Below are 25,094 nucleotides of genomic sequence, written 5' to 3'. Positions count from 1 at the left end.
TTTTTGTATTGCTTTTGGCTGGTGGAGCCTGGATAGGCTCACTCACCGCCTGGATTGGCCCTTTGTTGATCCTGTTTTTTGTTCTTTTGGGAGTTGGAAGTAGGGGCTATGAGTCGCTGAAAGGATTGACCTATTCCCTGATGATTCTTGCCGCAGTGACGATGGCGATGTTTTACCCCCGATTTTTCCAAGAGTACAATGGCTACAAGTTCACGGGTTTGATTACCCCCCTGATCCAAGTGATCATGTTTGGGATGGGGACGTCGATGAGTATCCGTGACTTTGCCGGAGTGGTCAAGACTCCTCACGCGGTACTGATCGGAGTAGGGGCGCAGTTTATGATTATGCCTTTGCTTGGGTTAACCCTAGCTTGGTTGAGTGGCTTGCCTCCGGAGATCGCAGCAGGATTGATCTTGATGGGCAGTTCGCCGAGCGGCTTGGCTAGTAATGTGATGACTTACCTGGCAAAAGCAAACTTGGCGCTTTCCATCACCTTAACCGCAGTGACCACCATGCTTGCGCCGCTGATGACCCCCTTTTTGATGAAAATGTTGGCTGGGGAATTTATCGAAATCGATTTGGTCAAGATGATGTGGGACATCTTCAAGATGATCATTATTCCGATTGGTGCTGGATTGATTTTCAACAAAGTTTTCAGAGGGAAATCTGCCTGGCTAGATAAAGCGATGCCGATTGTCTCTATGATCGGAATTGGCTTGATCATCGTCGTGATCACGGCCGCGGGTCGAGATGCTTTGTTGGATATCGGGATGTTGCTGATCGGCTTGGTGATGATTCACAACTTTTCGGGCTATGGTATCGGCTATGGATTTGCAAAGCTTTTTAGAATGAGGGAAAAAGACTGTCGCACCGTCGCCATTGAAGTCGGGATGCAAAACGCCGGTTTAGCTTCGGGAATTGCCAAAGAGATGGGAAAGATCGCCACCGTTGGTTTGGCCGCGGCGGTGTTTGGGCCTGTGATGAATATCTCGGGATCTATCTTGGCTTCCTACTGGCATAAGAAGGAGCCTAAGGAGGGATAAAAAAATCATAATAACGGCTATACTAAAACAGGACTAAATTTAGTTTGTAGTGTAGCTTTTTATCCCATTCATCCAATGACTAGAACGACCCTCTTTTTGGTTTTTTTCGCCATCACTTCGACCGCTTTTTCCCAAATACAAACCTATACCGTCAAAAAGGTCAGGCGATTAGAGCGGAAGGAAACTTACCGGAAACTGAGCAATGACGATGGCTTTTTTTTGCTGCCCCAATTTGGCATGCGGTATGGTCAGAATCCGGATCCACTTTTTTCCGGCATGCAGGATCTAAGCTTGTATTATGGAATGGGTGTTGGGTATAGAAAGGGGAATTTGTCCCTGGAGTCGGGGCTGTCTTTGTATCACCACACGTCCAGCGCAGTTTACTTTCCGATTTGGGAAAGGGAGGAGTATGTGCTGAATTCGGACTTGGCCGCTTTGGTGTTGCCTTTTACATTTCGCTACGACATTCCGACCGGGGACAAGGAGAATATCCGTTTGGGGGCTTTTCTCACGAGTAATTGTTCGCTGATTTTTCTAAAAGATGATGACACTAGATCCGGAACGATCCGAGAAGGAGAGGAGCAACTCGAGTACTCGCTTACTTCGGAGACCAAAAGTCCTTTTTTCTTTAAAACCGGAGTTCATTCCAAGATCCGCATGTTCAATTCGGCCTATTTAAATCTTGAAGTAGGTCATTTTTTCGCCTTGGGTACCAACAGACAGTACACAGTGACTGTGGATGATGGGCCGCCAAGGGAAATTTCCAGAAAGTGGGAGGGCTTTACTTGGTCGGTTGGAGCAGTCGTGCCGGAAGGAGTCTTGGAGGAGAAGTTTCGAAAGAAGGAATAAGATTTTCGCTCTCCGAAACCCGAGATAATCGGGAGTAATTTCAAAGCCTTAGAGCAGAGTTTTTAACTCGGAGAAAGGAATGGATTACAAATCCTAGACAACAGCTTACAATTGCAAATCGCGAATAGCGTAGCTCCGGCGAAACCCCCATTGTCAAGAATGATTCTGACGGAATATTCTTCTGCTTGCCTATGTACTTATCATCCGTTTTATCGGATTAAAAATGAATTTTAACGGGATATTTATCTTTGTATTGAATAAGCAGCGGACTAAAGCGTAAATTTAATTAGAAGCGAAATCCGTCATGAAAATCTGCATTTTTTATTTGTTGCTGGCAATCAGTACAATGACTTCAGCAGCCGCACATCAAACTGATGACAAGTTTGTTTTCTTAAAATCAGACCGAGAAAAAGCAGATTCGCTATTTCAACTAGCTCTTGAACAGTTTAAACGGGGGAAGTTTGACAGTACTGAATTTTTTCTCGAGAAAGGATATCCATTCGCTGCCAAAACAGGTGACGATTTGCTTATCGCCAACTATCTTATCCAAAAAGCCTACGTGTCTTTTTTTAAACAAGAATATGAAAACGGACTTTCCTTATTGAGAATCGCAAGCCCTCATGCCGCAAAGTCCAATTCGTACGAACTGAACTACAAGCACCTGTATCTAAAGGGGCGACTTTTTGAAAACCTCCATCAAACCGATTCTGCACTGCATTCCTACCATCAACTGGAGGCTTTAAACAACCGGGAGAATCCTTATAAAAACTGGTCGGTATATTACCTGATTGCCTGTATGTATAAAAAAGTTGATGCCTATGAGGAATCTGAGCAGTACTTTTTAGATGCATATCGAATTACGAAGCCTGTTGGCATTAGGATGGATCATGGGAGCTTGCTTAGTGAGTTTGCAGATATGTATTTTCGTTGGGGAAAACCTGAGCAATTCGCCGGTCTTTTGAGTGAGAGAGCGGAAATGATGCAAAGTTCGAAACGCGATTTTTCCAAAGACCCGGTTCATAGCATGCTTTTTATTGATTGGAAGACACAGCCCTTGGACCATAAAGTCGCATTTATGAAAGCGGTAGAAGTGGAACTAAGAAACAGTGGCCACAGGGAAAAAGCCCTGCTTGCTAACAATTACATCGCAAATTTCTACGAAGAGGCACAGCAACCCGATTCGGCGCTTGTTTACATCAGAAAAAACCAGAAATTCTTGGAAGAAGACACGGACATAGTCCAGCTCTATTCAAATACATTGATTGCGTACCGCCTACTCAAGCAAACTGATAGTACGCAAGCCGCTATCCGAGAAGCGGATAGGCTGTTTACGCTGAAGGACAGTATTATCCAGATTCAGCATCGGGAAAACTTGCTGGACCTTCAGGCAAAATACGAAACGGAAAAGAAGGATCAGGATATCCTGGTGCTTGGCGCACAGAACGAATTAAGTGCGCTCAGGCTGGCTGAAGCCAAGGCAATCAGAGAAGCCCTGACAAGGGAAAACCTGTTGAAGGACTCAGTGGTCAACAGTTCCAGGCAATACAATAGGTTATTAGCGAGCGAAAACCAACTCAAGAGTTCGCAACTTTTAAACGAACTTGCGTTGAAAGAAGCCCTTTCCCGGGAAAATCATCTGAAGGAAATTCAGCTGGCAAAAGAAAGGAAAATCCGAATGCAACTGATCATCGGAGCTTCGCTGTTATTGCTGTCTGGTATGTTGATCCTTGTATTGTATCGACAGCAGTCGGCAAAGAAGCTGATCATCAAAAAACAGGCGGATCACCTGGAGGTGCTGATCAGGGAAATACACCATCGCGTAAAAAACAACCTTCAGGTTATTTCTAGTCTGCTCGATCTGCAATCACTTTGGATAAAAGACAGCCAGGCTTCGGAGGCGATCAAAGAAAGCAGAAACCGGGTTTTCAGCATGGCGCTGATTCATCAAAATCTATATAAGAAGGAAAACTTTATAGGAATTGAAATGAACGACTATATCGATAAGCTTGTACAGAACCTTTTTCAGTCCTACAAGCCCCAGGAAAACAGCGTTGTACTGGAAACAGATATCGATCCTCTGCTGCTTGACGTTGAGATGGTGATACCGATTGGTTTGGTGCTGAATGAATTGATCAGTAATTCACTCAAGTATGCGTTCAAAGGCAATGACCATGGGAAGTTACAGATAGCTTTAAAGAATTCAGAATCCGAAATACTTTTGAAAGTGAAGGATAACGGGGTAGGATTTCCTTTTGGAATGAATGTTTTTACATCCGATTCTTTTGGCTATAAACTGGTCAAGGCATTTGCAAAAAAGCTGAAAGCAAAGCTGGAAGTCTTTAATGACAATGGTGCCTGCACCCTGTTGCATATTCAGAAAATGAGTCATATGTAGTTCGGTTTCCAATGCAGAGTGTCTCTTGGTTTCGGTCTTCAGGAGGTTTGATACAGTTTTTATCTAGTTTTTCAGATGAGTGAGATTCAAGTCTTGATCGTGGAGGATGAACCTGTGATCGCAGAGCATATCGCGCACTACCTTAATAATCATAGCTTTAAGGTCTGTGGGATCGCATACGATGACGAAGAAGCCAAAGCTATTTTGGAAACGAGAGCCGCCGATGCGGCGATTCTGGATATCAACCTTGGAGGCGGAATGAGCGGGATAGAAATTGCAGAATTTATTAACCAGCGGTATGCTATCCCCTTTGTTTTTCTCACCTCATACGCGGACAGAGAGACCATTGAGCAGGCAAAATTGGTGAAGCCTTGGGGATATATCGTCAAGCCATTTAATGAGAATACGATAGTGGCAACGCTGGAAATTGCCATTTCGAATTTTGCGCTTACAAACAATCCAGGATATCCTGGCATTAGTCTTCAAGAAATAAACAAACAACTCGAAAGCCCTCTCAGCCTCCGTGAATTTGAGGTGTTAAAGTTGATCTATGGCGGGAAAACCAACCAGCAAATTGCCGAGGAGCTTTTCGTATCGATCAACACAATAAAAAAACACATTAATAATTTTTACCTGAAATTGGAAGTGGCTTCCAGAACTTCTGCGATTGTACGGTTGCGGGAATTGATGAGGAAGTAGTCGCAGAGTCTATGCTCTGATTTTTTTGCTTTCGTTTACATGATCCCAACATGATATCACCCAAAAGGGTAAGAGAGCTCGCTCATTCATTTTTGATCTTTGAGCTGTAATTATTTTTCATCTTTAAATCTAACTATTATGGCTAGTTGTCAAAGTCTTACTTCTTCACTGATCAAAGTATCAGGTGACTTCTTGGATAGATACCAGGATTTCAGAAAAGAAGCCGCGAAAGTATTCGTGGATGTGATCATCCCTGGGTCGGGGAGCTCTCAAAAGGAGTTGAATAAATTAATCGACAGTGCATTAGATCTGCAAACTGATCTGTTTAAATCCTACGGTGTGATCACGGGAGAGGGCAGTGGAAAGATTGGGGCAAGAGATTTGATAATTCCCACCAAAAAAGTGACCGGGACATTAATCGCTACTGAGCGGACTTTTATTGTTGCTCCATCTCCTTTTGACAAAGTCATCGTGACCATCAAAAAAACCGATGGTAAAGCTGGAGCAGATATCTGTGTTTGTGCAAAGTATGCTACTGACAAGCAGGAGCAATTCAACAAAAAGGAAAAATCAATTCAGAAAGGGAAAGATTCGGACGGTGATGAAGCGAGATTTGTGCTTGCGGATATGGCTGAAAAGATCACCACAATTCATTTGGTTCACAAAGGTTTTCCAACTGACAAGTTTGAATACACCGTGCAGGTAGAAGGGGAATTCAGTGAAGAAAAAATGAAGGAACTAGCTGGCCCAACACCAGTCAAGCATGGATCAGGAGCTGTTAGACCGACAACAAAAGTTTGACGGGCAGAACTGCAGGGGATAACCCAAAAACCAGAGGCGAAAGCCAGCTATTTAAGTGGCTGGTTTTTTTAATTTCCTTTTTCCGTTACTAAAGCCCAGACTTGAAAATCCGATCCATCAGCACCCACTTTTCTCCGGGTTTTGCACAGGGGATGGGTTGCTGAAAACCCCACATCAACTCCTCCCATTTGGCGATGATGGGATTGGCAGCATCCTGCTCCGCCTTTTTCTCAAAAGTAAACTCATCCACCGTCTCCAAGATCATAAACATCCGGTTGCCGGTGCGGAAGATTTCGATGTTCAGGATCCCGCAGTCAATGTCGTGTTGGGTGACCTGTGGCCAAGCCGCGCCGGGAGCGTGATGCTGTTCATAGATGCGGATGGATTCTGGATCGTCGATCAGGTCAAGGGTGAGGCAGAAGCGTTTCATTTGGATTTAAGATTTTTGATTTGCGATTTACGGACTCAAACAGGATTTTGAGGATGTTTGTGAAGGGTGAGCTTTTCGATTCTACGACTAGAGTTGCCCGAGAGGGCGTAAATCTTATATCGTAAATCAATTTTATCTGAACCATTTCCTAAACTCTCGGATCGTCTGTTCCGCCGCAGCGTCGGGATTTGGATAGGGAAATGCTTCTGCAGAGACATAACCTTGATAGTCGATTTTCTTCAACGCTTCCGCAATAGGGGAAATGTCCGAATGGCCAAAACCAATCGGTCTTCTGTTTGAGTCGGCGAAGTGGACATGCCCGATGTGTTTGCCATAAGAGCGAATGCTTTGCGCCATATCTACCTCCTCGATGTTCATGTGAAAGAGGTCGGCCAGGAGTTTGGTGTTTTCCAATCCAGTTTTTTCCAGAAATACACTTCCTGCCTCCATCGTGTTCAGGAGGTTGGTCTCGTAGCGGTTGAGCGGTTCATATATCAAAAATACTCCGGATTCCGCGGCCTTTTTCTCCAGCATGGCCAAGCCTTCAGCCAGCCAATTCATCGTCTCCTCGCGGTTTCCGTTTGGTAGCACATTGCCCTGCATGGAGCCAATGATGGCCGGTGCGCCAAATTTTGCACCGAAGGAAATCATCTCCGAAATAAAGGATATCGCCTTTTGGCGAACTTCTGGATCAGGATCTGTGAGCGTCAATCCATGGATGACTTTACCCGCACCCGTTCCCACGGCGGCAAGTTGTAGTCCGTGTTTCTGGAGTAGGTTGGTTAAAAGGTTTTCATCAAGCGCATCGGCGGAAGCGGTAAACAGCTCGACAGCATCAAAGCCAAGTGTGGCGGCTTTTTCGAGACCTTTCTCCAGATCTTCCCAAAAGATCCAAGGCCCTGACTTGATCTCCGGAACCAACGCGATAGTAACGGCGGATTTTATCATAGCTTATCGGTCAAAGTCAATCATAATCTTGATAATTCCCTGGGGATTTTCTGACCAGGACTTCAGCGTTTCGGGACCTTCGTTGATGGAGATGACTTTGGAGATCACTTCGTCCACGGGAAATTTGCCCGCTTCCAGGTAGGAGATCACTTCTGGAAAATCTGCTTTGCCGACACAGTTTCTGGATCCAAGAATCTCGATTTCCTTTTGGACGAAAAGCGAGGTGTTGAATTCGACCGGCGCCTTGGCGTAGCCGATGCACACCACCCGGCCAAGGAAGGCGACCTCTTCGACAGCACTTCGATACGTGTGTGGGCTACCAACTGCCTCGATGATGACATCTGGGCCATCCCCGTTTGTGAGTGCTTGAAGGGTTTCGTGAAGATCGACCTTTGTTGGATTGATGGTGTGTTGGACGCCGATTTTCTTGGCAATTTCCAGTTTGGAGTCGTCCAGATCGATGGCGATCACGGTGGCGTTTCGGTTGACTGCGGAGGCGACAGCGCCCAAGCCGACAATGCCACAGCCGATCACGGCTACAATATCCTCAGCACCGACTCGGCCTCTTGACGCCGCGTGGAAACCGACGGTGAGTGGTTCAGCCAAGGCAAGCTCGCGCAGACTGAGTTTGCTTGAGACGAACAGATCTTCCCAAGGCGCGCAGATGTATCGAGTCATCGCGCCTGGACGACGAACGCCCATGGTTTTGTTGGTTTTGCAGGCGTTTGGTCGACCCTTTCGGCAGGCAACGCAGGTGCCGCAGGCCAAGTAGGGATAGAGCGTCACCTTGTCGCCGAGCTGGATATGATCAGGAACTTCCGAGCCTAGTTCGGAAACAAGTGCGCCGACCTCATGGCCAAGAATGTTTGGGTATTCCTGTAGGGGAAAAAGGCCTTTGAAGCCGTTCATGTCTCCGCCGCAAAATCCTACCATCCCGACTTCCAGCAGGACTTCTCCGGCTTTGGGCGATGGTTTTTCGATATCACGGACTTCTGATTTTCCGATCTCGGTTAGAAAAAGTGCTTTCATTTTTATTTATGAATTGTGATTTACGATTTGGGCGACCGGTGAAATTTCCCTGATACTTGCTTTAATGAACTCGACTTTGTACTTGTCTTGTTTCTTGACTCTAGTCTCTTAGATCTAGCGTTTTAAGTCTCGATACTGGCGTCTTGCTACTTGATACTAGATATTGTTTTCTTCTTTTCCCTCAAACCACATCTGGTTTTTCACGGGTGCAACCAGAGACTCTATCTTAGCCAATAGTTCTGCTGGAATTTCGAAATCCACTGCGGCGACATTCTGCTGGACCACCGCTAGCTCACACATACCGACAATGGTTGTGGCAATGTCCCGATGATCCATAGCGTAGCGCAAAGCCACGTCACTCAGCCTGACTCCATAAGACTTGCACAGCTCTAACAGTACAGGCTGAATCGCCTTGACTTCATCAGGGGAGCGATGCCAAGGTGGTAATGAGCCATCTGACAAAATCCGCTGCATCAGCGGCGCAGCGTTCATCAAGCCGAAGCCATACTCCGCGGACAGAGGAACCAGTTCGTCGTTGATTTCATCTTCGAGGAGATTGTAATGGCCCCAAGAAAGCACGGTGTCGGGATTGGTTTCTCTCACGATCTGGGCGAGATAGCGCACGGGCAGTCCAGTGATGCCCCAAAATCGGGCTTTGCCGGAGGCAACCACTTCCTGAATAGCAGGAACCGCCTCCTCGAGGATTATCCGCTTGTCCACAAACTCGATGTCATGAAGTTGAAACAGATCCAGGTAGTCGGTTTTCAGCCGAACGAGGGATTCGTCGATGCTCTGGAGAATTTTCTTTCGGGAGAAATCAAAGTCCTGCAGGTCGTATCGACCGCATTTACTCGCCAGGATGATGTCTTTTCGTTTTCCCTCCAGGGCTTTTCCCAGGCGGCTTTCAGCCAAAGTCAAGCCATAAAATGGGGACACGTCAAAGAAATTGACACCGTGATCCAGTGCATAGTGAACGGTAGCTATTCCTTCCTTTTCATCGACTGGATCAAAGACATTTCCAAGAGGAGAGGCGCCAAATCCCAATGTAGAGACTTCTAAGCCGGTTTTTCCAAGGGTCCGGTACTGCATAGGTAGGGGTAGGTGAGTTGGGTTTTGAGCTTGGGAGTCCAATATAAAAGAATTTTGACAGGACACTGTCATGTGTGTTTGTAAGATGTTGGGCTTCGTGGATAGGCTTCAATCACGCTCAACCCGACAGCTAAAGATTATGCCCGTTCAGGACTATTCCATCCTTCACAGTCTTGAGGTAAGTGGCCGTCTTGCCCTCTTCTCCGACTTCGACTACCCGGTAGCTTGGAAAGGGATTGCCCCAGCTGCCGCCGAAATGACCTGACCAGAGAAAGGGCTTTTTCTTATAGAGCATGATCCCGTCCACGTCATGGTCGTGACCGTGAAAAGTCGCTTTGAGATTTGGGTAGCTGGCGATCAGATTCAAAACCTCTTCGCAAGGAACTCCGTGGCGAGTCCAGTCATTTTGTGAGATGTGGACAAAAAGGAAAACATGGGATAGGTCCTTGTAGGCCTCGAGTTGGGATTTTAGAAAGCCTACATCGACGCAGAGGTATTCCCCTTTTTCGTTGGATGAGCTGGCTAGGATGATGCCATGCTGGTCTTTGGACACAAAGCCATAATTGGCAGACCGTCCCCAGATTTGCGCCCAAGCAGCCTCCGAAACTCGGTCGTGATTGCCTCGCGTCGTATAATATGGTGTTTTCAGTGTGTCGTAAACTTTTTTCACTTCAGGCATCCATTTCGGGTCGTCATGGATCAGGTCACCGTTGAAAACGACAAAATCGACATTTTTTTCTTGGTTGATCGCTGCGATCAGCTGCCGGTGTGAGCTTTCAAAGTCCGTGTCCGGCTGGCCGTAGTGCCCGTCTGAAGCAGTGATGAATCTGAGGCTGGCGGCTTTTGGTATTTCAAATTTCCCAAAAGACGCCAAGGGCAGTGTCAAGAGGGAGGAGCCAAGCAAGCTCATTTTTTGGAGAAAAGGGCGTCGGTGCATGGAGGTAAATTAATGGTTTTTTTACCCAAAAACAGGTGTCAAATTCTTTACAGTTTTTTAAAATTCTTGACTTTAGTCATGGAATGGAGTAAAAAGCTTCGGTAGTTTTAGCTAAATAAAAAATTTCACGGTGGCCTTACCTCAAAAATTAAAGCGATTTCTTTTTTCGAAAAGCCTTATTCCACCTAGAAAGTGGAGGCCGGCGGCGACCTTTGTTGTGGCGGTGATGGTTGGAATGGGAATATTTCTTTTGGATTTTTCCAACGCAGCATCCTATCTGTCGGATGATCCGCAGGCCTGCGTCAACTGCCATCTTATGACGCCTCAATACATCACCTGGACGCACAGCTCTCACCGCGAAGTGGCCGATTGCAATGGGTGTCACGTTCCACATAATAACGTAGCCAATAAGTACTTCTTCAAAGCAAAGGATGGACTCTACCATGCGACTATTTTCACGATGAGAGCCGAGCCGCAGGTGATCCGAGCGCGACAGCCCTCCGTCGAAGTCATCCAAAATAACTGCATCCGCTGCCATCAAGACCAGGTGACGGATGCCAAAATGGAAACCTTTGTCGTCGATCATACTGCCAATCGTACCGACCGTACCTGCTGGGAGTGTCATCGGGATGTGCCCCACGGCCGAGTTCGCAGTCTTTCTGCTGTCGGTGCACAGATCGAACCCATCAAAGAGTATTCTCCTGAAGACCTCTCCGTAATCCCCTCCTGGCTCGAAGAGTCCATGAATTCACAGAAATCCAACCCCAAGTAAAAATGAAAAACTGGATCCTTTTTACCGTCACGGCAGTCGCTGCTTTTCTTTTGGCCTTATTGGCCGTGACTATTTTTGAGCGTAAATCCGAAGCGAAGTTTGCCTATCAACCTAAGGTGGAAATCGAGGGAATTGAGCCGCGCGATTCTGTGTGGGGATTAAATTACCCCCGTCAGTATCAGTCTTATCAAAAAACCAGAGATACGACTTTTCACAGCCTATATGGCACCTCTGGCCACAAAGACATGCTGGAATCGGATCCTGAACTGGTGGTGCTTTGGGCCGGTTACGCGTTTTCCAAAAACTACAACGCACCCAAGGGCCACGCTTGGGCGATCGAGGATATCACAAATATCCTGAGAACAGGTGCTCCTATGGAGGCTGGAGACGGCCCCATGCCATCTACTTGTTGGACTTGTAAAAGCCCGGACGTTCCCCGCCTGATGAGTGAAATGGGCGTGGCGGAATATTACAGTCAAAAGTGGTCTGACTTCGGTCCCCAAGTCATCAATCCCATCGGCTGTGCGGACTGCCATAATCCCCAAACGATGCAGTTGACAATTACACGGCCGGCCTTGATCGAGGCTTTTGATGCTATGGGTAAGGACATCAATCAAGCCTCCCATCAGGAAATGCGCTCTCTTGTGTGTGCGCAGTGCCATGTCGAATACTATTTTGACAAGAAAAAGCCAGGCCTGGAGAATGCGCAGTACTTAACCTTTCCTTGGAAAGACGGTATGGATGTCGAGGACATGGAGTCTTACTACGATAATATCGAGTTTGCAGACTGGGTGCACCCGCTGAGCAAGACTCCGATGCTGAAGGCTCAGCATCCGGACTACGAACTATTTGAAATGGGCGTACACGCCAAGCGAGGCGTAAGCTGTGCCGATTGCCATATGCCGTACCAGACTGAGGGAGGACAGAAATTCACCAACCACCATATCGGGTCGCCGCTCGCCAATGTCGAAAACTCCTGCTTCGTTTGTCACCGGGAGAAGGTCGATGATCTCGTGACGGATGTGTACGAGCGCCAGCGCAAAATCAAGGAGGGTACCGGAAGCCTGCAAATCCTGATCGCCAAGGCCCATATCGAAGCCGCTAAAGCTTGGGAGCTCGGAGCGACTGAGGCGCAGATGGCCGAGATCCAAAAAGGAATTCGCCATGCTCAATGGAGGTGGGACTATACGGTCGCCTCACACGGAGCGGCTTTTCATGCGCCATTGGAAACGAGCAGAATCGTGACATCGGCGACTGAGATCATCCAAAACACCAGGATAGACCTCACCCGTTTGCTGGCAAGTCTGGGTTTCAACCAGCCGGTACCTATGCCGGATTTCAAAAATAAGCAAGCGCTCCAAGCCTACGTGGGATGGGACATACCAAAGGAGCAGGCGGCCAAACAGGATTTTCTGGAGCAGGTTGTGCCTCAATGGCTGAAAGAAGGAAAAGCTCGCGAAGCCCAAAAACCTGTGAAAACCGTCAGCAGCAAATAATCATCAATTGACATGAAGGTTTACAAAATAATCCTAGGATTGGTAGGATTGACTTTACTGATCCCATTCCAAGGTTTTGCCCAGTTTAATGTGGATGGACAGATCCTGATTAGAAGTGAATTTCGAAATGGCTACAACAAGCCGATAGCTGAGGGCTTAGACCCTGCTGGATTTATCGCCCACCGGGCACGCTTACAGGCCAATTATAAACTGGATAGGTTCAACTTCTTCATGAGCGTGCAGGATGTGCGAACTTGGGGAAGTACCTCGCAGGCCAACGTTACCGATGGATTCTTGTCTCTGCATGAGGCTTATGGGGAGGTTGATTTTGGAGAAAATTGGAAAGTAAAACTAGGCCGACAGGAGCTTAACTACGACAATTTCCGCTTCATGGGAAATCTTGATTGGGCGCTTCAGGCGAGATCCCATGACTTCGCTTTGGTAAAATACGAAAAGGAAAAAGCAGAGCTCCACTTTGGTGGAGGATTCAATCAAGATGGTCAGGCACTCACCGGAAATATTTTTACGGTCCCAAATCAATACCGAACCGCTCAGCTGGTTCGCTTCGAAAATGTACTCGGCAAGGTGGATTATACGCTGCTCTTTTGGAACGAAGGGAGACAATGGACGACCAAAGACGCCGCAGGCACGATCATCGATGATGGCGTGCGATTTCGGCAAACCTTGGGCATCCCCATGCTGAGAACAACGCTGAAAAATACCACCCTGAGCGGATATTTCTATAGCCAGTTTGGAAAGGACATCAACGGAAAGCAGGTCTCCGCTTTCAACACCAGCGCTCAAGTCAGCCAGTTGCTGATGAGTAAGGAGGATGGGAAAAAATGGAGGGCAACGGTCGGATTCGAATTGATTAGCGGCTCGGATGCGAAGGGAAGCGACAAAAACAACTCTTATTCTCTCCAGTACGGTACCAACCACCTCTATAACGGCTACATCGATTGGTTTTTTGTCAGCAATACGTGGGAAAACAGCGTTGGATTAAAGGACTTTTTCCTGCGTAGCAGATTCGAATTCAATCCAAAATTTTGGATGCAAATAGACCTTCATAGCTTCTCTGCCTATGCAGATACCGTGTTGCCGTCCGAAAGCGTAGCAACCAAAGACAAGAACCTTGGTGGAGAATTGGACCTGACCCTTGGCTGGATCATCCACGAAGCCGTATCGCTACAGGGTGGATACAGCCAATATTTCCTATCCGACACGATGAGGTCTCTCCATCCTCAAATGTTGAGCAATCAACAAAACTGGGCATACCTGATGGTGGTTTTCAGACCGACATCCAAAGCCAAATTCATTGGAGTATTACAATAACCTCACCTTATTTTAGGTTGAATCACCGCGCATGAAGTTTCTTTTTTCTACAAAAATCAGTCTGGTCTTATTGCTTAGCTTGGCCATCTCCATGGGGGTGGCCACTTTTATTGAAAATGACTACGGTACCCTTGTCGCCCGAAACCTGGTATATGAGGCTTGGTGGTTTGAGCTGATCATGGGATGGTTGGCAGTTAATTTTCTTTTTCACACCAAGAAATACAGGCTGTTTTCCAAGGAGAAATTTGCCATTGGGCTATTTCATGCCGCATTTGTTGTCATCATAATCGGAGCGGGAGTGACTCGCTATTTCGCCAAAGAGGGCGTAATCCACATCCGGGAAGGGCAGTCGCAGAGCACATTTTACAGTGCCGAAAATTACCTTCAGCTCAGCGATTCCCAGGGTAACCTGGCGCTTTCCCATCAGGAATTTATCCCCAAGGTATTTGAGCCGAACGCCTACCCGCTTACATTGAATGGGCAGACCTTCTACCTCAAAGCCGAGGAATACATCAAAGGCGCTAGGGAGGGATTTGGGCCAGGTACGGAGACACTTTTGGAGCTTTCAGTTTTGGATCAGGGCAACCGCCAGGATTTTTCCGTCAAAAAAGGGCAGAACCTCGAGGTCGGCGAATTGCTGATCAGCACCTCTGCGCTTCCCGAAGCACAGGTTCAACTCATTCCTACTGATTCCGGTTGGCAGTTGCTTTCTTCTTTTCCGCTCCAACTCATGGAGATGAGTACCCAGCAGATGGGGACGCAGGATTCTGCTGTCGTGGCACCACTCAAGCAGCGGACGCTTTATCAGTGGGAATCCGGAGCCTTAGTCGTCCGGTCGATTCAGGAGAATGTGAGTAAGATTCTCACTGCCGAGCCTGACGAGAAAATCGCCAAGGATTTTCTGGACGGGGTGAAAGTCAGTGTCTTGAATGATTCCATGCAGGTGCTAAAGACCGGCTATTTCCTCAAAGTCAACCGAAGTCCGGAGTGGGTGGATTTTGATTTTGAGGAAAAAAATTACCGCTTTACCTACGGCCCAAAAGCGCAGGTATTGCCCTTTGCGCTGTATTTGAATGATTTTCAGTTGGAGCGCTATCCGGGTTCGACGAGCCCGAGTAGCTATGCCAGCGAAGTGATGGTGCAGGACGGCGACGAGGAACCCTGGCCATTTCGGATCTTTATGAATACCGTCTTGGATCACGGCGGATACCGTTTTTACCAGTCTTCCTACGACTCGGATGAGCGTGGCACAGTGCTCTCCATCAATCAGGACAGACCTGGCACTTACCTTACTTATTTTGGGTATACCCTGCTGGCTGTCGGCATGTTTTGGACGCTTTTTGCGAAGGGCAGCCGATTTCAGACTATACTTTCCCGCTTGGGAAAATTCAATAAAGCAGCAAGTTTAACGGCTGTTTTTTTAGTTCAAAGCCTCACGGTTTTGGCGCAAGACAGTTTGCAGATTCAGGTAATCCCGGAGGAAAAATCCAAAGCTTACGGTAGGCTGATTGTCCAGGATCTTGACGGCCGGATGAAGCCTCTGAACACCCTAGCCAATGAAATCCTTCGGAAAATCTATGGTAAATCCCGGATGGAGCTTGATCTTCCTGCAGGCAGAGTGGGCCTCAGTCCGGAGCAGTTTCTACTTGCGGCCCAGCTCGATCCGGAGACTTGGACTAAAATTCCACTGATCAAAATCGACGCCAAAAAGGCTTTGGAGATTTTTGAAATCTTGGAGATAATGCCAGCGGACTACGTGAGCTTTTCGGATTTTGTGGGAGAAGAAGGAGCTTACAAACTCACCGGGGTGGTAGAGGAAGCGAATAAACTCAAGCCTTCCCAGCGCAGCGAAGGACATAACGAATTGCTTAAAGTCGACGAGCGCTTCAATATTTTTTACGGCGTGTTGATCGGTGATTTTTTGAAAATTTACCCCAATCGACTCGATGACAATAACACCTGGTACACCGGTCAGCAGTTTACGGAGGGCTTCGACGAAGAGGATGGGGTTTTTGTGAAAAATATCGGTGCCATGTATCTCAGGGCCCTTGTCAATGGGCTGGAGTCCGGTGACTGGAACGAAGCGGAGGAGACTTTGAGCTACATCGACCTGTATCAACGTAAGGCTGGGGAAGAAGTCTATCCCGGCGAGCTCGAGATCGACGCTGAGCTGCTCTACACCAAGATCAACCTCGGCAATAGGCTCTTTGGCATTTTTTGGCTTTTGGGAATCGGGATGCTGGGCTTGGGTATCGCGATGCTTTTCAAGGAAGGCAAGACGCTTCGGGTTTTGTGGAAAATCGGCGCAGCCCTATCGTGGATCGGTTGGCTGGCGTTTACCTTACATCTTCTGTTGCGTTGGTTTATTGCCAAGCATCCGCCTTGGAGCGATGGCTTTGAGATGTTGGTTTTCGTGGCCTGGGGGGTGTTGCTATCGGGTCTGGTCTTTTCTGCCAAATCGAAATTCACCATTCCTCTGGCACTGCTTTTCTCCGGCACCCTGCTCTTCGTGAGCTTCCTGGATTGGCTCAATCCAGAGATCACCAACCTGATGCCGGTGCTCAATTCCTATTGGTTGAAAATCCACGTTGCGATCATTGTCAGTAGCTACGCGCCGCTGGGACTGTCGGCGATCATCGGGCTGCTCAGCCTGATCTTGTTGATCAGTAAACCTGCACAGCCGAAAACCTCTTGGTGGCTTGCGCAAAAAGAACTTATCGCGGTCAACGAATTGTCGATCACAATCGGACTGTTTCTCTTGGCGATCGGGACATTTTTGGGCGGGGTTTGGGCAAATGAAAGCTGGGGGAGGTACTGGGCTTGGGATCCAAAAGAAACCTGGGCGCTTATCTCGGTGGTGGTCTATTCCTTCATCCTTCACCTGCGATTGGTGCCTGCGACTCGCTCTGCGATAGTTTATAATTTGGCGAGTCTCTGGGGTTTCTCGTCCATCGTGATGACTTCCTTTGGAGTCAACTATTACCTCTCCGGACTTCATTCCTATGCCAAGGGCGATCCGGTACCGGTACCGATTTGGGTGTATTGGGTGGTGGCGTTTTTGGCGATCGTGTCTGTGATGGCTGTGCTGAGATTCAAGAAACTTACTGCGAAAGAAAAGATGGATTTGCTGGTGTGATTGGGGAGGCATCAGCGGTGTCGGCAATCGGATTCTCCTGGTGACCTTTACTCATTCCATCCTTTGCCATCAAAGATCTTCGAGATGCTTTTTTCGATTCTTGTTTCCCGGGTTTTGGATTGTTTGGCTTGCCCAAAGTGGAGGAGATATCCCTTTTGCCGTCCCGGAGTCAGTCCCTCAAAGGCGGCTTTTAACTCGGGATCAGCGGCGAGCCTGGTTTCAAATTCTTCTACTATCTCAAAATCAGCAGTCTTTTTCATCGGCACTTTCAAGCCCGCTTTCTCGACCTCGATCGCTTCGAAAATGTACCCTTTGAGTTCTGCCTTTAAGTCTTGGATTTGCTTGACATCGGTAAAGCGAATCTGTCTCGCGGATTGGACGTTTTCTGTCTGTTGGATCAGGATTCCCTCGGGATCTTTGAGCAGAACACCTTTGTGAAACAATAGCGCACAATAGTCCTTAAATCCGTGGATCAACACCACGTTTGTTCCATGAAAAGTGTAGCAGGGGCAACCCCACTTTAGCTCTTCGGTCAGGCTGGTCTCCAGACAAATGGCCCGAAGCGTTCGATATTCATCTTGCCACTGTTCGGCCTTTTCAAAATAGAAGTCAACTTTTGGGTTCATCATGCGGGGTAAACTTCAGATCTTTTTTCAAAAAGCAATTTGCTCATTTTGGACTTTTTCCCAAAAGCATTTGGCAACAATCAGATTCCCTCAATCGGAGGTTTGAAAGAAATTGTTCTCACCTGAAAGTTGTCCTTTGCTCTACGCCAGACCGATATATGAGGCGAGCAAACGGGCCGGAATTTACTCTGGTTTACAGAAATTGCTTTAAAAAAAGGATCCGCTCTAGTGATCAGAACTTTTATTTGGGTTTTATTTTCCCTCAAATGTCCCTAACATCGCATATGCTTCAGGACACCTTCGGACGTACACACGATTACCTGCGGATCTCGCTGACGGACAACTGCAATTTTCGCTGCACTTATTGCATGCCGGTGGAGGAGATGCAGTGGATGCCCTCGTCCAAACTGATGAGCAAAGACGAAATCTTGAAAATGGCAGAGGTGTTTGTTTCGCTCGGGGTAAACAAGATTAGGTTGACCGGAGGGGAGCCGCTGGTCAGAAAAGAATTTCCGGAGATTCTAGCCGGAATCGCCAAACTACCCGTCGAATCAACCCTCACCACCAATGGCGTACTGATCCATAAGCACATCCAAAATCTGAAATCTGCCGGAGTTCGCTCGGTCAATGTCAGCTTGGATACGCTCAATCGCGAAAAATTTCACAAACTAACCCGAAGAGATCAGTTTGATCTTGTTTGGGAAAATATAAATCTGCTCCTGCAGGAAGGCTTCCGAGTCAAAATCAACGCTGTTGCACTGCACGGGATGATCGAGGAGGAGATTTGCGACTTTGTTCGCGTGACCGAGAAATTGCCGCTTCACGTGCGTTTCATTGAATTTATGCCTTTCGCGGGAAACCACTGGTCGAGCAAACAGGTCGTGACGGCAAAACAAATGTTGGCGTTGGCTGAGACTGAATTTACGGTCGAAAAGCTGGAAGACAAGAAGCACGACACCGCCAAGAAATATAAAGTTCCAGGTTTTGCTGGGACTTTCGCCTTTATCACCACGATGAGCGAGCATTTCTGCGGGGAATGCAACCGCATGCGCTTGACTGCGGATGGGAAGATGAAAAATTGCCTGTTTGGGAAAGATGAATTGGATCTGTTGGCAGCCTTGCGCGCTGGAGAAGACGTCGTTTCCCTGATCAAAAAATCAGTCTCGATCAAGCACGCCGCACTTGGAGGACAGTTTTCCTCCGATTATCTGAAAGCCGATCCAGACAAGATAGACAACCGAAGCATGATCACCATAGGAGGATAAATGAAAGAATTCATAGATGTTTCCGAAGCCAAATCTATTCTCAAATCACAGCGAATTCAAGGAGCTCCAGTTTTTTTGCCCTTGGGAAAAAGCCAAGGGAAATACACTGCCACGTCGATTTTGGCAACGATGGATGTGCCTTCTTTTGATAATTCGGGCATGGACGGCTATGCGATTTCTTTGAGCGAAGTTCGGGAAAGCTGGGAAGTTGTCGATGTAATTCAGGCTGGCGCAAAAATGAATTTCACTCTTGAAAGTGGAAAAGCCGTGAGGATTTTTACCGGCGCTCCGGTGCCCCAAGGAGCTGATACGGTAATCCCCCAGGAGTACATTGACCGAACTGGAGATGAGATTTCTTTCGAGGCTAATCGATTTTTCGTAGGGAACAATGTTAGAAAAAAAGGCGCTCAGTGTCGTGCAGGCGAGGCGATCATCGGTGCTGGAACCAAGATTACTCCAGGAACTATTGGCCTGTTGGCTTCGCTTGGAATCAGTGAGATTGAAGTTTTTCCAGCGCCAAAAGTCGCATTGATCCTAACCGGCGATGAGATCATAGAACTGGGAAATCCGCTGCAACCTGGGCAGATTTATAATTCCAATGGACCGGCGCTGCAAGCCTATCTGGAGCTTTTGGGGATAAGTGACTGCCAAGTCCTCAGAGTCAAAGACGAGGAAGGTGCAGTCACGCAAGTGATCGCTGAGGCCTTGGAAAGTGCCGATTTTGTGCTGCTGACTGGCGGGATCTCCGTCGGGGACTATGACTTCGTCAAAGGTGGTCTGGAGCAGAACGGAGTCGAACAGCTTTTTTATAAAATCAGACAGCGACCCGGGAAACCACTATTTGTGGGCAGAAAAGAACAGAAACTTATATTCGCACTTCCTGGAAATCCTGCTTCGGTCTTGTCTTGTTTCATGCAATATGTCAAACCCTGCCTGATGGAGTGGATGGGAAATCCTGCCGCTTGGGTGGGCCCGTATTATTTGCCGATCGCACAGGACTATAACAAGCGCTCTGAACTCACTTTTTTCTTGAAAGCCAAGCTAGACAACGGAAAAATCACCTTGCTGTCCGGTCAGGAATCTTTCAATTTACTGCCCTTTGGAGTGGCTGATGGACTGGCGGAGATCCCTCAAGACCTCGAGCATGTGCGGGTGGGAAGTCTTGTGGCGTTTTATACGTGGTGAGGAAAGCTTTGAATTAGCTCCGGGACTTTTACCAGAATTCATTTTCCTCGAAAGTTCAGGGCTTACGTCTTGGCCAAGGAGATGCCTTTTCCCGAGATGACGGACAGGTCCGATGAAATCTTGTTAGAACTGCCATAGGCATGATCGATTTGGCTGTGATAATTGATCCATTCTGCCATCCTTGTGTTATCTTTAAAATAAAAATTACCCGCGTAAATGCCCAATACAATACACATCAAGGCCTTTGGGTTGATAGCTGAAAAACTAGGCACTGCTGACTTAGAAATGGCTTACAGCGCAGATTCAGGACTGCTTTTGGAAGATTTGCTTTCCAAATTTCCTGACCTGAGATCTCTCAAATTCAGCCTCGCCATCAATAAAAAGTTAATTTCCGGCACTCAGGTAATTCCCGAAGGGGCAGAGATAGCCCTGTTGCCACCTTTTTCCGGAGGATAAAATATGAGCCGATTCGAAAGACAAGTTATCCTTCCCGGTTTTGGGATAGAGGGGCAGCAGAAACTTCAGAGATCCAAGGTCTTGCTCATCGGAGCAGGTGGCTTGGGCTGCCCGATCCTGCTTTATCTCGCTGCTGCGGGAGTCGGTAAGATAGGGGTAGTCGACGGGGATACGGTCGCAATCTCCAACCTCAACCGGCAAGTGCTTTTTGGAGAAAAAGATTTGGGGAAAAATAAAGCCGAAACGGCTGTACGCCACTTTCAGGATAAATACACGAACATCGGTTGGTCGATTTTTCCGGAATTTATCTCGGTAGAAAATGCACAGGAACTGATCTCGGACTTTGATCTGGTGATCGATGGTTCGGATAATTTTCCCACGCGATACCTGGTCAATGACGCCTGTGTTTTGCTCGGTAAGCCCTTGGTTTTTGGAGCAATCTATCAGCATGAAGGACAGGTTTCGGTCTTTAATCTGGGTGAAAACTTCTGCAACTACCGCGATCTTTTCCCTCAGATGCCATCTGCGACAGAAGTTCCCAATTGCTCTGAAACAGGGGTTTTGGGCGTTTTGCCAGGGATCATCGGCAACTTGATGGCACTGGAGGCAATCAAAGTGCTGAGCGGTTTTGGACAGCCACTTCGAAACCGAGTCCTTTTCTTCAACAGCATCTCCTCTCAAAGTTACGAGGTGGAGCTCTCACCAAACCCTGAAAGTCGCGAGTCAATGCCTGCTTCGATGACCTCCTTCGAAATCATGGATTACGAGTTGGCCTGTGAGGGAGTCAAACAGTTGACCTGGACAGAAGCCATGGGCAGGATGGGCATGGATGTGGCCTTTGTAGATGTCCGTGAACCCGGGGAGATGCCGCCCCTGGAATGTACTGGTCTGATGAAAATCCCGTTGTCCGATCTCCCCCAACAACTGCACTTGCTGGACGAATCCGAAGAGATCCTATTCTTCTGTCAAAGCGGAATACGTAGCCAAAAAGCGGCTAGACAGCTTCAAAATGAATTTCCTGACAAGCGAATTTATTCTATCAAAGGCGGAATCAGTGCGCTAAAACCCCAGTAACCTGACATGGAAAAAGAACGCAAACCCAAAAACATATTCGTTCAGGGGCCAATAGTTCCTGAAAAAATTGCCCATTCGATAGCCAACCACAGTTCCAAGACGGACATCGGTGGCCACAGCATCTTTCTCGGCCAAGTAAGAGCCGACGAAAAGTCCGAAGGAAAGGTGATAGCCATTGACTACACGGCCTATGAGGAGATGGCTCTGGAGAAGGCTTTTGAGATTCGGGAAGCCATCTTTGCAAAGTATCCGCTGACCTGCATGCACATCTACCATAGTTTGGGGTCTGTGAAAGTCGGGGAGCTTTGCCTATTTGTTTTTACCTCATCCAAGCACCGCAAAGCAGCGATGGACGCCTGTGACGAGCTTGTGGAGCGCATCAAAGCCGAACTCCCCGTGTGGGGAAAGGAGATCCTCGACTCGGATGACCACGTCTGGAAGGTGAATGTGTGAGGTGTCGAGTGTCCGATGCCGGATGTTGGATGCACGACGTGGCCCATCGCTCAAATTGGAGGATTTTGGAATTGAGGTCGGGGAGTTGAAATAGTGACTAATCCAACATGGAGCTCTGCAAACGCGAAACTCTCGAGATTTTTAAAACCTTAAAGACTAAAGTCGGGCTGGAAAGATCTTAGTAAAAATTTGCGATAAGCAGCGTTTTTTACTACTTTTTGTAAAATTATACTAAGATGCGAGCGAAGGATTACATCAAACATCTCTTGGCTATCGAGAACTATTCCTTTTCTCTGGAGGAAATCATCGAGCAAACCCACTCGGATAGGGTCGCTTTGAAGTTTGAGCTCGCGCGACTTGTCGAAAAAATGGAGATTGTCAACCTCCGCAAGGGATTTTATCTGATTATCCCTCCAAGATATTCCAAGTCTGGTCTTTTACCGATACAACTTTATATAGAAAAACTGTTTAAAAGTTTAGACAGGCGCTATTACCTGTGCCACTACAGTGCCGCCAAATTTCATGGTGCCAGTCACCAACAATCCCAACGGGAATATGTGATGACTGAATCCCCTAAGCTCGGCGACATAAAAAAGAAAGGCATGGATATCCGATTTTTCACCTTGTCCCAATGGCCATCCGCGAATATCTCTGAACGCAGGTCAGATGCGGGTATTTTCCGAATTTCGAGTCCGGCATTGACAGCAATTGATTTGATCCACTATCAAAGCAAGTTGGGAGGAATCAACAGAATGTTGGCAGTCATTGAGGAATTGGCGGAGGAGATTTCCCAACAAGACCTTTCAGAGCTTTTGAGTTGGTATCCCCATAAGAGCAGCCTGCAGCGGCTTGGTTTTATCCTGGAGCTAGTACGTCCTGAGCTTGCCTCAGAGGCAATATTGGATTTATTGAAATCTGAAGGGTATTTTCCGGTGCTGCTATCTCCGACTGCTTTCCAAAAGCCGGGTGCAGTTGACAACAGATGGAAGGTAGATGTGAACGTCAAGTTGGAAAACGATTTATGATTCCAAAGCCATTCATAGCAAAATGGCAAGAGCATGCCCCATGGAAGCAATACTTCCAGGTAGAGCAGGATCTTGTTATTTCCCGAGTTTTGGTGGAGCTTTTTTCTGATGAATTTTTGAGGGAAAATCTCGCTTTCAGAGGAGGGACAGCGCTTCACAAGTTGTATCTGAATCCAGCGCCGAGATATTCTGAGGATATCGATTTGGTGCAGGTGAAGCCCGGCCCGATAAAGCCGGTCATGGAGCGCTTGGCTGAGGTGATTAGCTTTTTTGAAGAGGAACGAAAGACGGAAAACAGGGGGCATGGGATCAAAGCTTTGTACAGATTTTCTTCTGAATATGAGGGAATTCGTCTTCGGTTAAAGCTCGAAATCAATTGTCGAGAGCATTTTCATGTACTGGATTGGGTGGATTTTCCCTTTGAAGTGAAAAGTGAATGGTTTACAGGACGGGCCAGTTTACGCACCTATGATATTCACGAGTTGCTGGGAAGCAAGATGCGGGCTTTGTACCAGCGAAGTAAGGGTAGGGACTTATTTGACTTGGATTATTCCAGGCAAAACAGAAACTTGGACCTTGAAAAAATAGTCCGTTGTTTCAAAGAATACATGCATTTTGCAACTGGCAAAAGACCTCCCAGTCAGCGGGAGTTTTTATTGAATCTGGAAGAAAAAGAGGCAAATCCAGGATTTGTAGGAGATATGGAGGCACTACTCAGGCCGGGAATCCAATATGACCAAAGAGTCGCCATGCGATGGCTTAAAGATGAATTGCTTACGAAAATCTGAACCGAACATGATCAACATTACCCATAAATCGCCCACACTTCGAAAAGCCATTGCACAGGCTATCGTATGCGTGAGCAAACCCGAGACAATCCTTGCCGTGAAGAACCGCACGGTTCCCAAAGGAGATGTGCTCGAGATGGCAAAGACGGCAGGGCTTTTTGCTGCCAAACGCACTGCCGATATGATTCCGGATTGCCATCCGCTGCCGATAGAATTCACTTCCGTGAGCTATGAGATCGGGGAGATGGAAATCCAGGTTTTGGTGGAAGTTCACACGGTCTACAAGACCGGCGTGGAGGTGGAGGCCATGCACGCTGCCTCGGTGGTCGCGCTCACCATGTACGACATGCTGAAGCCGATTGACAAGGGCATCAGCATCGAGCATATCAAGTTGATGGAGAAGCGGGGCGGTAAATCAGATCAAAAATCTGACTTCAGCAAGCTACGCGCCTCCGTTGTGGTCTGTTCGGACTCGATCTCGAAAGGGGAAGGAGAGGACAAATCCGGAAAAGCAATCATTGCGAAGCTCGAAAGCTACGGCGTGCAGGTAATAGATTACGTCGTCATCCCCGATGACAGCGACCGAATCCAAAACGCTGCCCATGATGCCGTAGCTCAGGAGACCGATATCTTGATCTTCACGGGAGGCACAGGCCTATCGCCAACAGACATCACGCCTGAAGCTTTGGAACCTATCCTAAACCGAAAAATTCCCGGTGTCGAGGAGGCTATTCGGGCCTATGGACAGCAGCGTGTGCCTACTGCCATGCTCTCCAGGTCAGTGGCTGGCACGATTGGCAAGATGCTAGTCTTGGCTTTGCCGGGTTCGGCAGCAGGAGCCAGCGAGTCCATGGATGCGGTGTTTCCGGCAATCCTGCATGTGTTTCATATCCTCGGGGGAGGAAGGCATTGAGTTTTTGCCCGCGATATAATGATGCAATTGTGGTATAGAAAATGATTAAGTTTGAGATATGAAAAACGATGAAGAAATAATGGAATCGCTTGTCGCTGAGGGTTTGATCGGGACAGCTATGAGTTCATTGTTGTCAAAAAACAACGGAGAAAATGCAAGCCTTGGTACACTGGCTGGGGCGGCAATTTTAGGGACATTCAAAGCTGGGGAAAAGGCAAAAGAAACCAGCATACCTATGTTTGTTGTGGAAAACGGAGATTTGTTTCAAATTCAAAAGGATCACGACAAAAAATTCGTACGTAAAATTGAAAAGCCTACAATCCAACTGCGAAGGTCTTTTAAGCTAAAATAAT

Annotated in this window: 24 protein-coding genes; 18 read left to right on the top strand and 6 right to left on the bottom strand. The window is 47.5% G+C overall.

Annotated elements, in window-relative coordinates:
- The first annotated feature begins 8 nt into the window (after positions 1–8).
- The 5 genes from ABD031_RS06035 to ABD031_RS06015 all read left to right on the top strand — a co-directional run bounded on the left by ABD031_RS06035 (position 9) and on the right by ABD031_RS06015 (position 5,787).
- Positions 9–1,043 carry a bile acid:sodium symporter family protein gene (locus ABD031_RS06035; RefSeq protein ID WP_343849663.1) on the top strand — a complete coding sequence of 345 codons (1,035 nt, stop codon included), beginning with the start codon at positions 9–11 and terminating at the stop codon, positions 1,041–1,043.
- 75 nt (positions 1,044–1,118) lie between these two features.
- On the top strand, positions 1,119–1,892 hold the full coding sequence (locus ABD031_RS06030; protein ID WP_343849461.1) for a hypothetical protein: 774 nt from the start codon (positions 1,119–1,121) through the stop codon (positions 1,890–1,892).
- Positions 1,893–2,196: 304 nt separating this feature from the next.
- Positions 2,197–4,287, top strand: coding sequence for a histidine kinase dimerization/phosphoacceptor domain -containing protein (locus ABD031_RS06025; protein WP_343849459.1), 2,091 nt, complete (start codon positions 2,197–2,199; stop codon positions 4,285–4,287).
- A gap of 75 nt (positions 4,288–4,362) precedes the next feature.
- Positions 4,363–4,986, top strand: coding sequence for a response regulator (locus ABD031_RS06020; RefSeq protein ID WP_343849457.1), 624 nt, complete (start codon positions 4,363–4,365; stop codon positions 4,984–4,986).
- Positions 4,987–5,124: 138 nt separating this feature from the next.
- On the top strand, positions 5,125–5,787 hold the full coding sequence (locus ABD031_RS06015; protein WP_343849455.1) for a hypothetical protein: 663 nt from the start codon (positions 5,125–5,127) through the stop codon (positions 5,785–5,787).
- Positions 5,788–5,875: 88 nt separating this feature from the next.
- Here the strand turns inward: ABD031_RS06015 and ABD031_RS06010 are convergent, their stop codons facing one another.
- The 5 genes from ABD031_RS06010 to ABD031_RS05990 all read right to left on the bottom strand — a co-directional run bounded on the left by ABD031_RS06010 (position 5,876) and on the right by ABD031_RS05990 (position 10,220).
- Positions 5,876–6,217: an L-rhamnose mutarotase gene (locus tag ABD031_RS06010; RefSeq protein WP_343849453.1), complete on the bottom strand. Its 342-nt coding sequence runs from the start codon at positions 6,215–6,217 to the stop codon at positions 5,876–5,878.
- Positions 6,218–6,349: 132 nt separating this feature from the next.
- Positions 6,350–7,165: a TIM barrel protein gene (locus ABD031_RS06005; protein WP_343849451.1), complete on the bottom strand. Its 816-nt coding sequence runs from the start codon at positions 7,163–7,165 to the stop codon at positions 6,350–6,352.
- A gap of 3 nt (positions 7,166–7,168) precedes the next feature.
- Positions 7,169–8,194 carry a zinc-binding alcohol dehydrogenase family protein gene (locus tag ABD031_RS06000; protein WP_343849450.1) on the bottom strand — a complete coding sequence of 342 codons (1,026 nt, stop codon included), beginning with the start codon at positions 8,192–8,194 and terminating at the stop codon, positions 7,169–7,171.
- 156 nt (positions 8,195–8,350) lie between these two features.
- Positions 8,351–9,283 carry an aldo/keto reductase gene (locus ABD031_RS05995; RefSeq protein WP_343849448.1) on the bottom strand — a complete coding sequence of 311 codons (933 nt, stop codon included), beginning with the start codon at positions 9,281–9,283 and terminating at the stop codon, positions 8,351–8,353.
- Between the two features lie 130 nt (positions 9,284–9,413).
- A complete protein-coding gene (locus ABD031_RS05990; RefSeq protein ID WP_343849446.1) occupies positions 9,414–10,220 on the bottom strand; it encodes a metallophosphoesterase family protein in 807 nt (268 codons plus the stop codon).
- 130 nt (positions 10,221–10,350) lie between these two features.
- Between ABD031_RS05990 and nrfH the strand changes: the two genes are divergently transcribed.
- Genes nrfH through ABD031_RS05970 form a run of 4 tightly spaced genes read left to right on the top strand, consistent with a single transcriptional unit; the run spans position 10,351 to position 16,956 of the window.
- Entirely contained in the window at positions 10,351–10,992 is a 642-nt protein-coding gene (gene nrfH, locus ABD031_RS05985) for a cytochrome c nitrite reductase small subunit (protein WP_343849444.1), read from the top strand.
- A gap of 2 nt (positions 10,993–10,994) precedes the next feature.
- Complete coding sequence (gene nrfA, locus ABD031_RS05980; RefSeq protein WP_343849443.1) at positions 10,995–12,488, top strand: ammonia-forming cytochrome c nitrite reductase; 1,494 nt, start codon at positions 10,995–10,997, stop codon at positions 12,486–12,488.
- 12 nt (positions 12,489–12,500) lie between these two features.
- Entirely contained in the window at positions 12,501–13,820 is a 1,320-nt protein-coding gene (locus ABD031_RS05975; RefSeq protein WP_343849442.1) for an alginate export family protein, read from the top strand.
- 31 nt (positions 13,821–13,851) lie between these two features.
- Positions 13,852–16,956, top strand: coding sequence for a cytochrome c biogenesis protein (locus ABD031_RS05970; protein ID WP_343849440.1), 3,105 nt, complete (start codon positions 13,852–13,854; stop codon positions 16,954–16,956).
- 47 nt (positions 16,957–17,003) lie between these two features.
- Here the strand turns inward: ABD031_RS05970 and ABD031_RS05965 are convergent, their stop codons facing one another.
- Positions 17,004–17,582, bottom strand: a complete 579-nt coding sequence (locus ABD031_RS05965; protein WP_343849661.1) for a YdeI/OmpD-associated family protein — start codon at positions 17,580–17,582, stop codon at positions 17,004–17,006.
- Positions 17,583–17,866: 284 nt separating this feature from the next.
- Between ABD031_RS05965 and moaA the strand changes: the two genes are divergently transcribed.
- The 9 genes from moaA (at position 17,867) to ABD031_RS05920 (ending at position 25,093) form a co-directional block, all read left to right on the top strand.
- The gene (gene moaA / locus ABD031_RS05960; RefSeq protein ID WP_343849660.1) at positions 17,867–18,847 is read left to right on the top strand and encodes a GTP 3',8-cyclase MoaA; all 981 of its coding nucleotides are present in this window, start codon (positions 17,867–17,869) and stop codon (positions 18,845–18,847) included.
- The gene (locus ABD031_RS05955; RefSeq protein ID WP_343849438.1) at positions 18,848–20,032 is read left to right on the top strand and encodes a molybdopterin molybdotransferase MoeA; all 1,185 of its coding nucleotides are present in this window, start codon (positions 18,848–18,850) and stop codon (positions 20,030–20,032) included.
- Between the two features lie 216 nt (positions 20,033–20,248).
- Entirely contained in the window at positions 20,249–20,488 is a 240-nt protein-coding gene (locus ABD031_RS05950; protein ID WP_343849436.1) for a MoaD/ThiS family protein, read from the top strand.
- 3 nt (positions 20,489–20,491) lie between these two features.
- Complete coding sequence (locus ABD031_RS05945) at positions 20,492–21,562, top strand: ThiF family adenylyltransferase (RefSeq protein WP_343849434.1); 1,071 nt, start codon at positions 20,492–20,494, stop codon at positions 21,560–21,562.
- A 6-nt stretch (positions 21,563–21,568) separates the two neighbouring features.
- Positions 21,569–22,015: a molybdenum cofactor biosynthesis protein MoaE gene (locus ABD031_RS05940; protein ID WP_343849432.1), complete on the top strand. Its 447-nt coding sequence runs from the start codon at positions 21,569–21,571 to the stop codon at positions 22,013–22,015.
- Positions 22,016–22,251: 236 nt separating this feature from the next.
- Entirely contained in the window at positions 22,252–23,040 is a 789-nt protein-coding gene (locus ABD031_RS05935) for a type IV toxin-antitoxin system AbiEi family antitoxin domain-containing protein (protein ID WP_343849430.1), read from the top strand.
- Positions 23,037–23,828 (top strand): nucleotidyl transferase AbiEii/AbiGii toxin family protein, encoded by a 792-nt coding sequence (locus tag ABD031_RS05930; RefSeq protein ID WP_343849428.1) that lies wholly within the window; start codon positions 23,037–23,039, stop codon positions 23,826–23,828. The genes ABD031_RS05935 and ABD031_RS05930 overlap by 4 nt, the downstream gene beginning before the upstream one ends.
- Positions 23,829–23,835: 7 nt before the next feature.
- Complete coding sequence (gene moaCB / locus ABD031_RS05925; protein ID WP_343849426.1) at positions 23,836–24,741, top strand: bifunctional molybdenum cofactor biosynthesis protein MoaC/MoaB; 906 nt, start codon at positions 23,836–23,838, stop codon at positions 24,739–24,741.
- Between the two features lie 58 nt (positions 24,742–24,799).
- Positions 24,800–25,093, top strand: a complete 294-nt coding sequence (locus ABD031_RS05920) for a hypothetical protein (protein WP_343849424.1) — start codon at positions 24,800–24,802, stop codon at positions 25,091–25,093.
- The last annotated feature ends 1 nt before the right edge of the window (position 25,094 follow it).

The organism is Algoriphagus jejuensis (genome assembly GCF_039523455.1).
GTDB lineage: Bacteria > Bacteroidota > Bacteroidia > Cytophagales > Cyclobacteriaceae > Algoriphagus > Algoriphagus jejuensis.
The sequence above is the reverse complement of the archived record's forward strand: the minus strand, read 5'-3'. Positions and strand labels throughout refer to the sequence as shown.

What these genes read in the sequence shown, in the direction of transcription:
- ABD031_RS06005 (WP_343849451.1), bottom strand. Translation starts at nt 7,165, where the DNA reads ATGATAAAATCCGCCGTTACTATCGCGTTGGTTCCGGAGATCAAGTCA.
- ABD031_RS06000 (WP_343849450.1), bottom strand. Translation starts at nt 8,194, where the DNA reads ATGAAAGCACTTTTTCTAACCGAGATCGGAAAATCAGAAGTCCGTGAT.
- ABD031_RS06030 (WP_343849461.1), top strand. Translation starts at nt 1,119, where the DNA reads ATGACTAGAACGACCCTCTTTTTGGTTTTTTTCGCCATCACTTCGACC.
- ABD031_RS05950 (WP_343849436.1), top strand. Translation starts at nt 20,249, where the DNA reads ATGCCCAATACAATACACATCAAGGCCTTTGGGTTGATAGCTGAAAAA.
- ABD031_RS06020 (WP_343849457.1), top strand. Translation starts at nt 4,363, where the DNA reads ATGAGTGAGATTCAAGTCTTGATCGTGGAGGATGAACCTGTGATCGCA.
- nrfA (WP_343849443.1), top strand. Translation starts at nt 10,995, where the DNA reads ATGAAAAACTGGATCCTTTTTACCGTCACGGCAGTCGCTGCTTTTCTT.
- ABD031_RS06010 (WP_343849453.1), bottom strand. Translation starts at nt 6,217, where the DNA reads ATGAAACGCTTCTGCCTCACCCTTGACCTGATCGACGATCCAGAATCC.
- ABD031_RS05970 (WP_343849440.1), top strand. Translation starts at nt 13,852, where the DNA reads ATGAAGTTTCTTTTTTCTACAAAAATCAGTCTGGTCTTATTGCTTAGC.
- ABD031_RS06025 (WP_343849459.1), top strand. Translation starts at nt 2,197, where the DNA reads ATGAAAATCTGCATTTTTTATTTGTTGCTGGCAATCAGTACAATGACT.
- ABD031_RS05955 (WP_343849438.1), top strand. Translation starts at nt 18,848, where the DNA reads ATGAAAGAATTCATAGATGTTTCCGAAGCCAAATCTATTCTCAAATCA.
- moaCB (WP_343849426.1), top strand. Translation starts at nt 23,836, where the DNA reads ATGATCAACATTACCCATAAATCGCCCACACTTCGAAAAGCCATTGCA.
- ABD031_RS05920 (WP_343849424.1), top strand. Translation starts at nt 24,800, where the DNA reads ATGAAAAACGATGAAGAAATAATGGAATCGCTTGTCGCTGAGGGTTTG.
- ABD031_RS05995 (WP_343849448.1), bottom strand. Translation starts at nt 9,283, where the DNA reads ATGCAGTACCGGACCCTTGGAAAAACCGGCTTAGAAGTCTCTACATTG.
- ABD031_RS05975 (WP_343849442.1), top strand. Translation starts at nt 12,501, where the DNA reads ATGAAGGTTTACAAAATAATCCTAGGATTGGTAGGATTGACTTTACTG.
- ABD031_RS05935 (WP_343849430.1), top strand. Translation starts at nt 22,252, where the DNA reads ATGCGAGCGAAGGATTACATCAAACATCTCTTGGCTATCGAGAACTAT.
- ABD031_RS05930 (WP_343849428.1), top strand. Translation starts at nt 23,037, where the DNA reads ATGATTCCAAAGCCATTCATAGCAAAATGGCAAGAGCATGCCCCATGG.
- ABD031_RS05965 (WP_343849661.1), bottom strand. Translation starts at nt 17,582, where the DNA reads ATGAACCCAAAAGTTGACTTCTATTTTGAAAAGGCCGAACAGTGGCAA.
- ABD031_RS05990 (WP_343849446.1), bottom strand. Translation starts at nt 10,220, where the DNA reads ATGCACCGACGCCCTTTTCTCCAAAAAATGAGCTTGCTTGGCTCCTCC.
- moaA (WP_343849660.1), top strand. Translation starts at nt 17,867, where the DNA reads ATGCTTCAGGACACCTTCGGACGTACACACGATTACCTGCGGATCTCG.
- ABD031_RS06015 (WP_343849455.1), top strand. Translation starts at nt 5,125, where the DNA reads ATGGCTAGTTGTCAAAGTCTTACTTCTTCACTGATCAAAGTATCAGGT.
- ABD031_RS05945 (WP_343849434.1), top strand. Translation starts at nt 20,492, where the DNA reads ATGAGCCGATTCGAAAGACAAGTTATCCTTCCCGGTTTTGGGATAGAG.
- ABD031_RS05940 (WP_343849432.1), top strand. Translation starts at nt 21,569, where the DNA reads ATGGAAAAAGAACGCAAACCCAAAAACATATTCGTTCAGGGGCCAATA.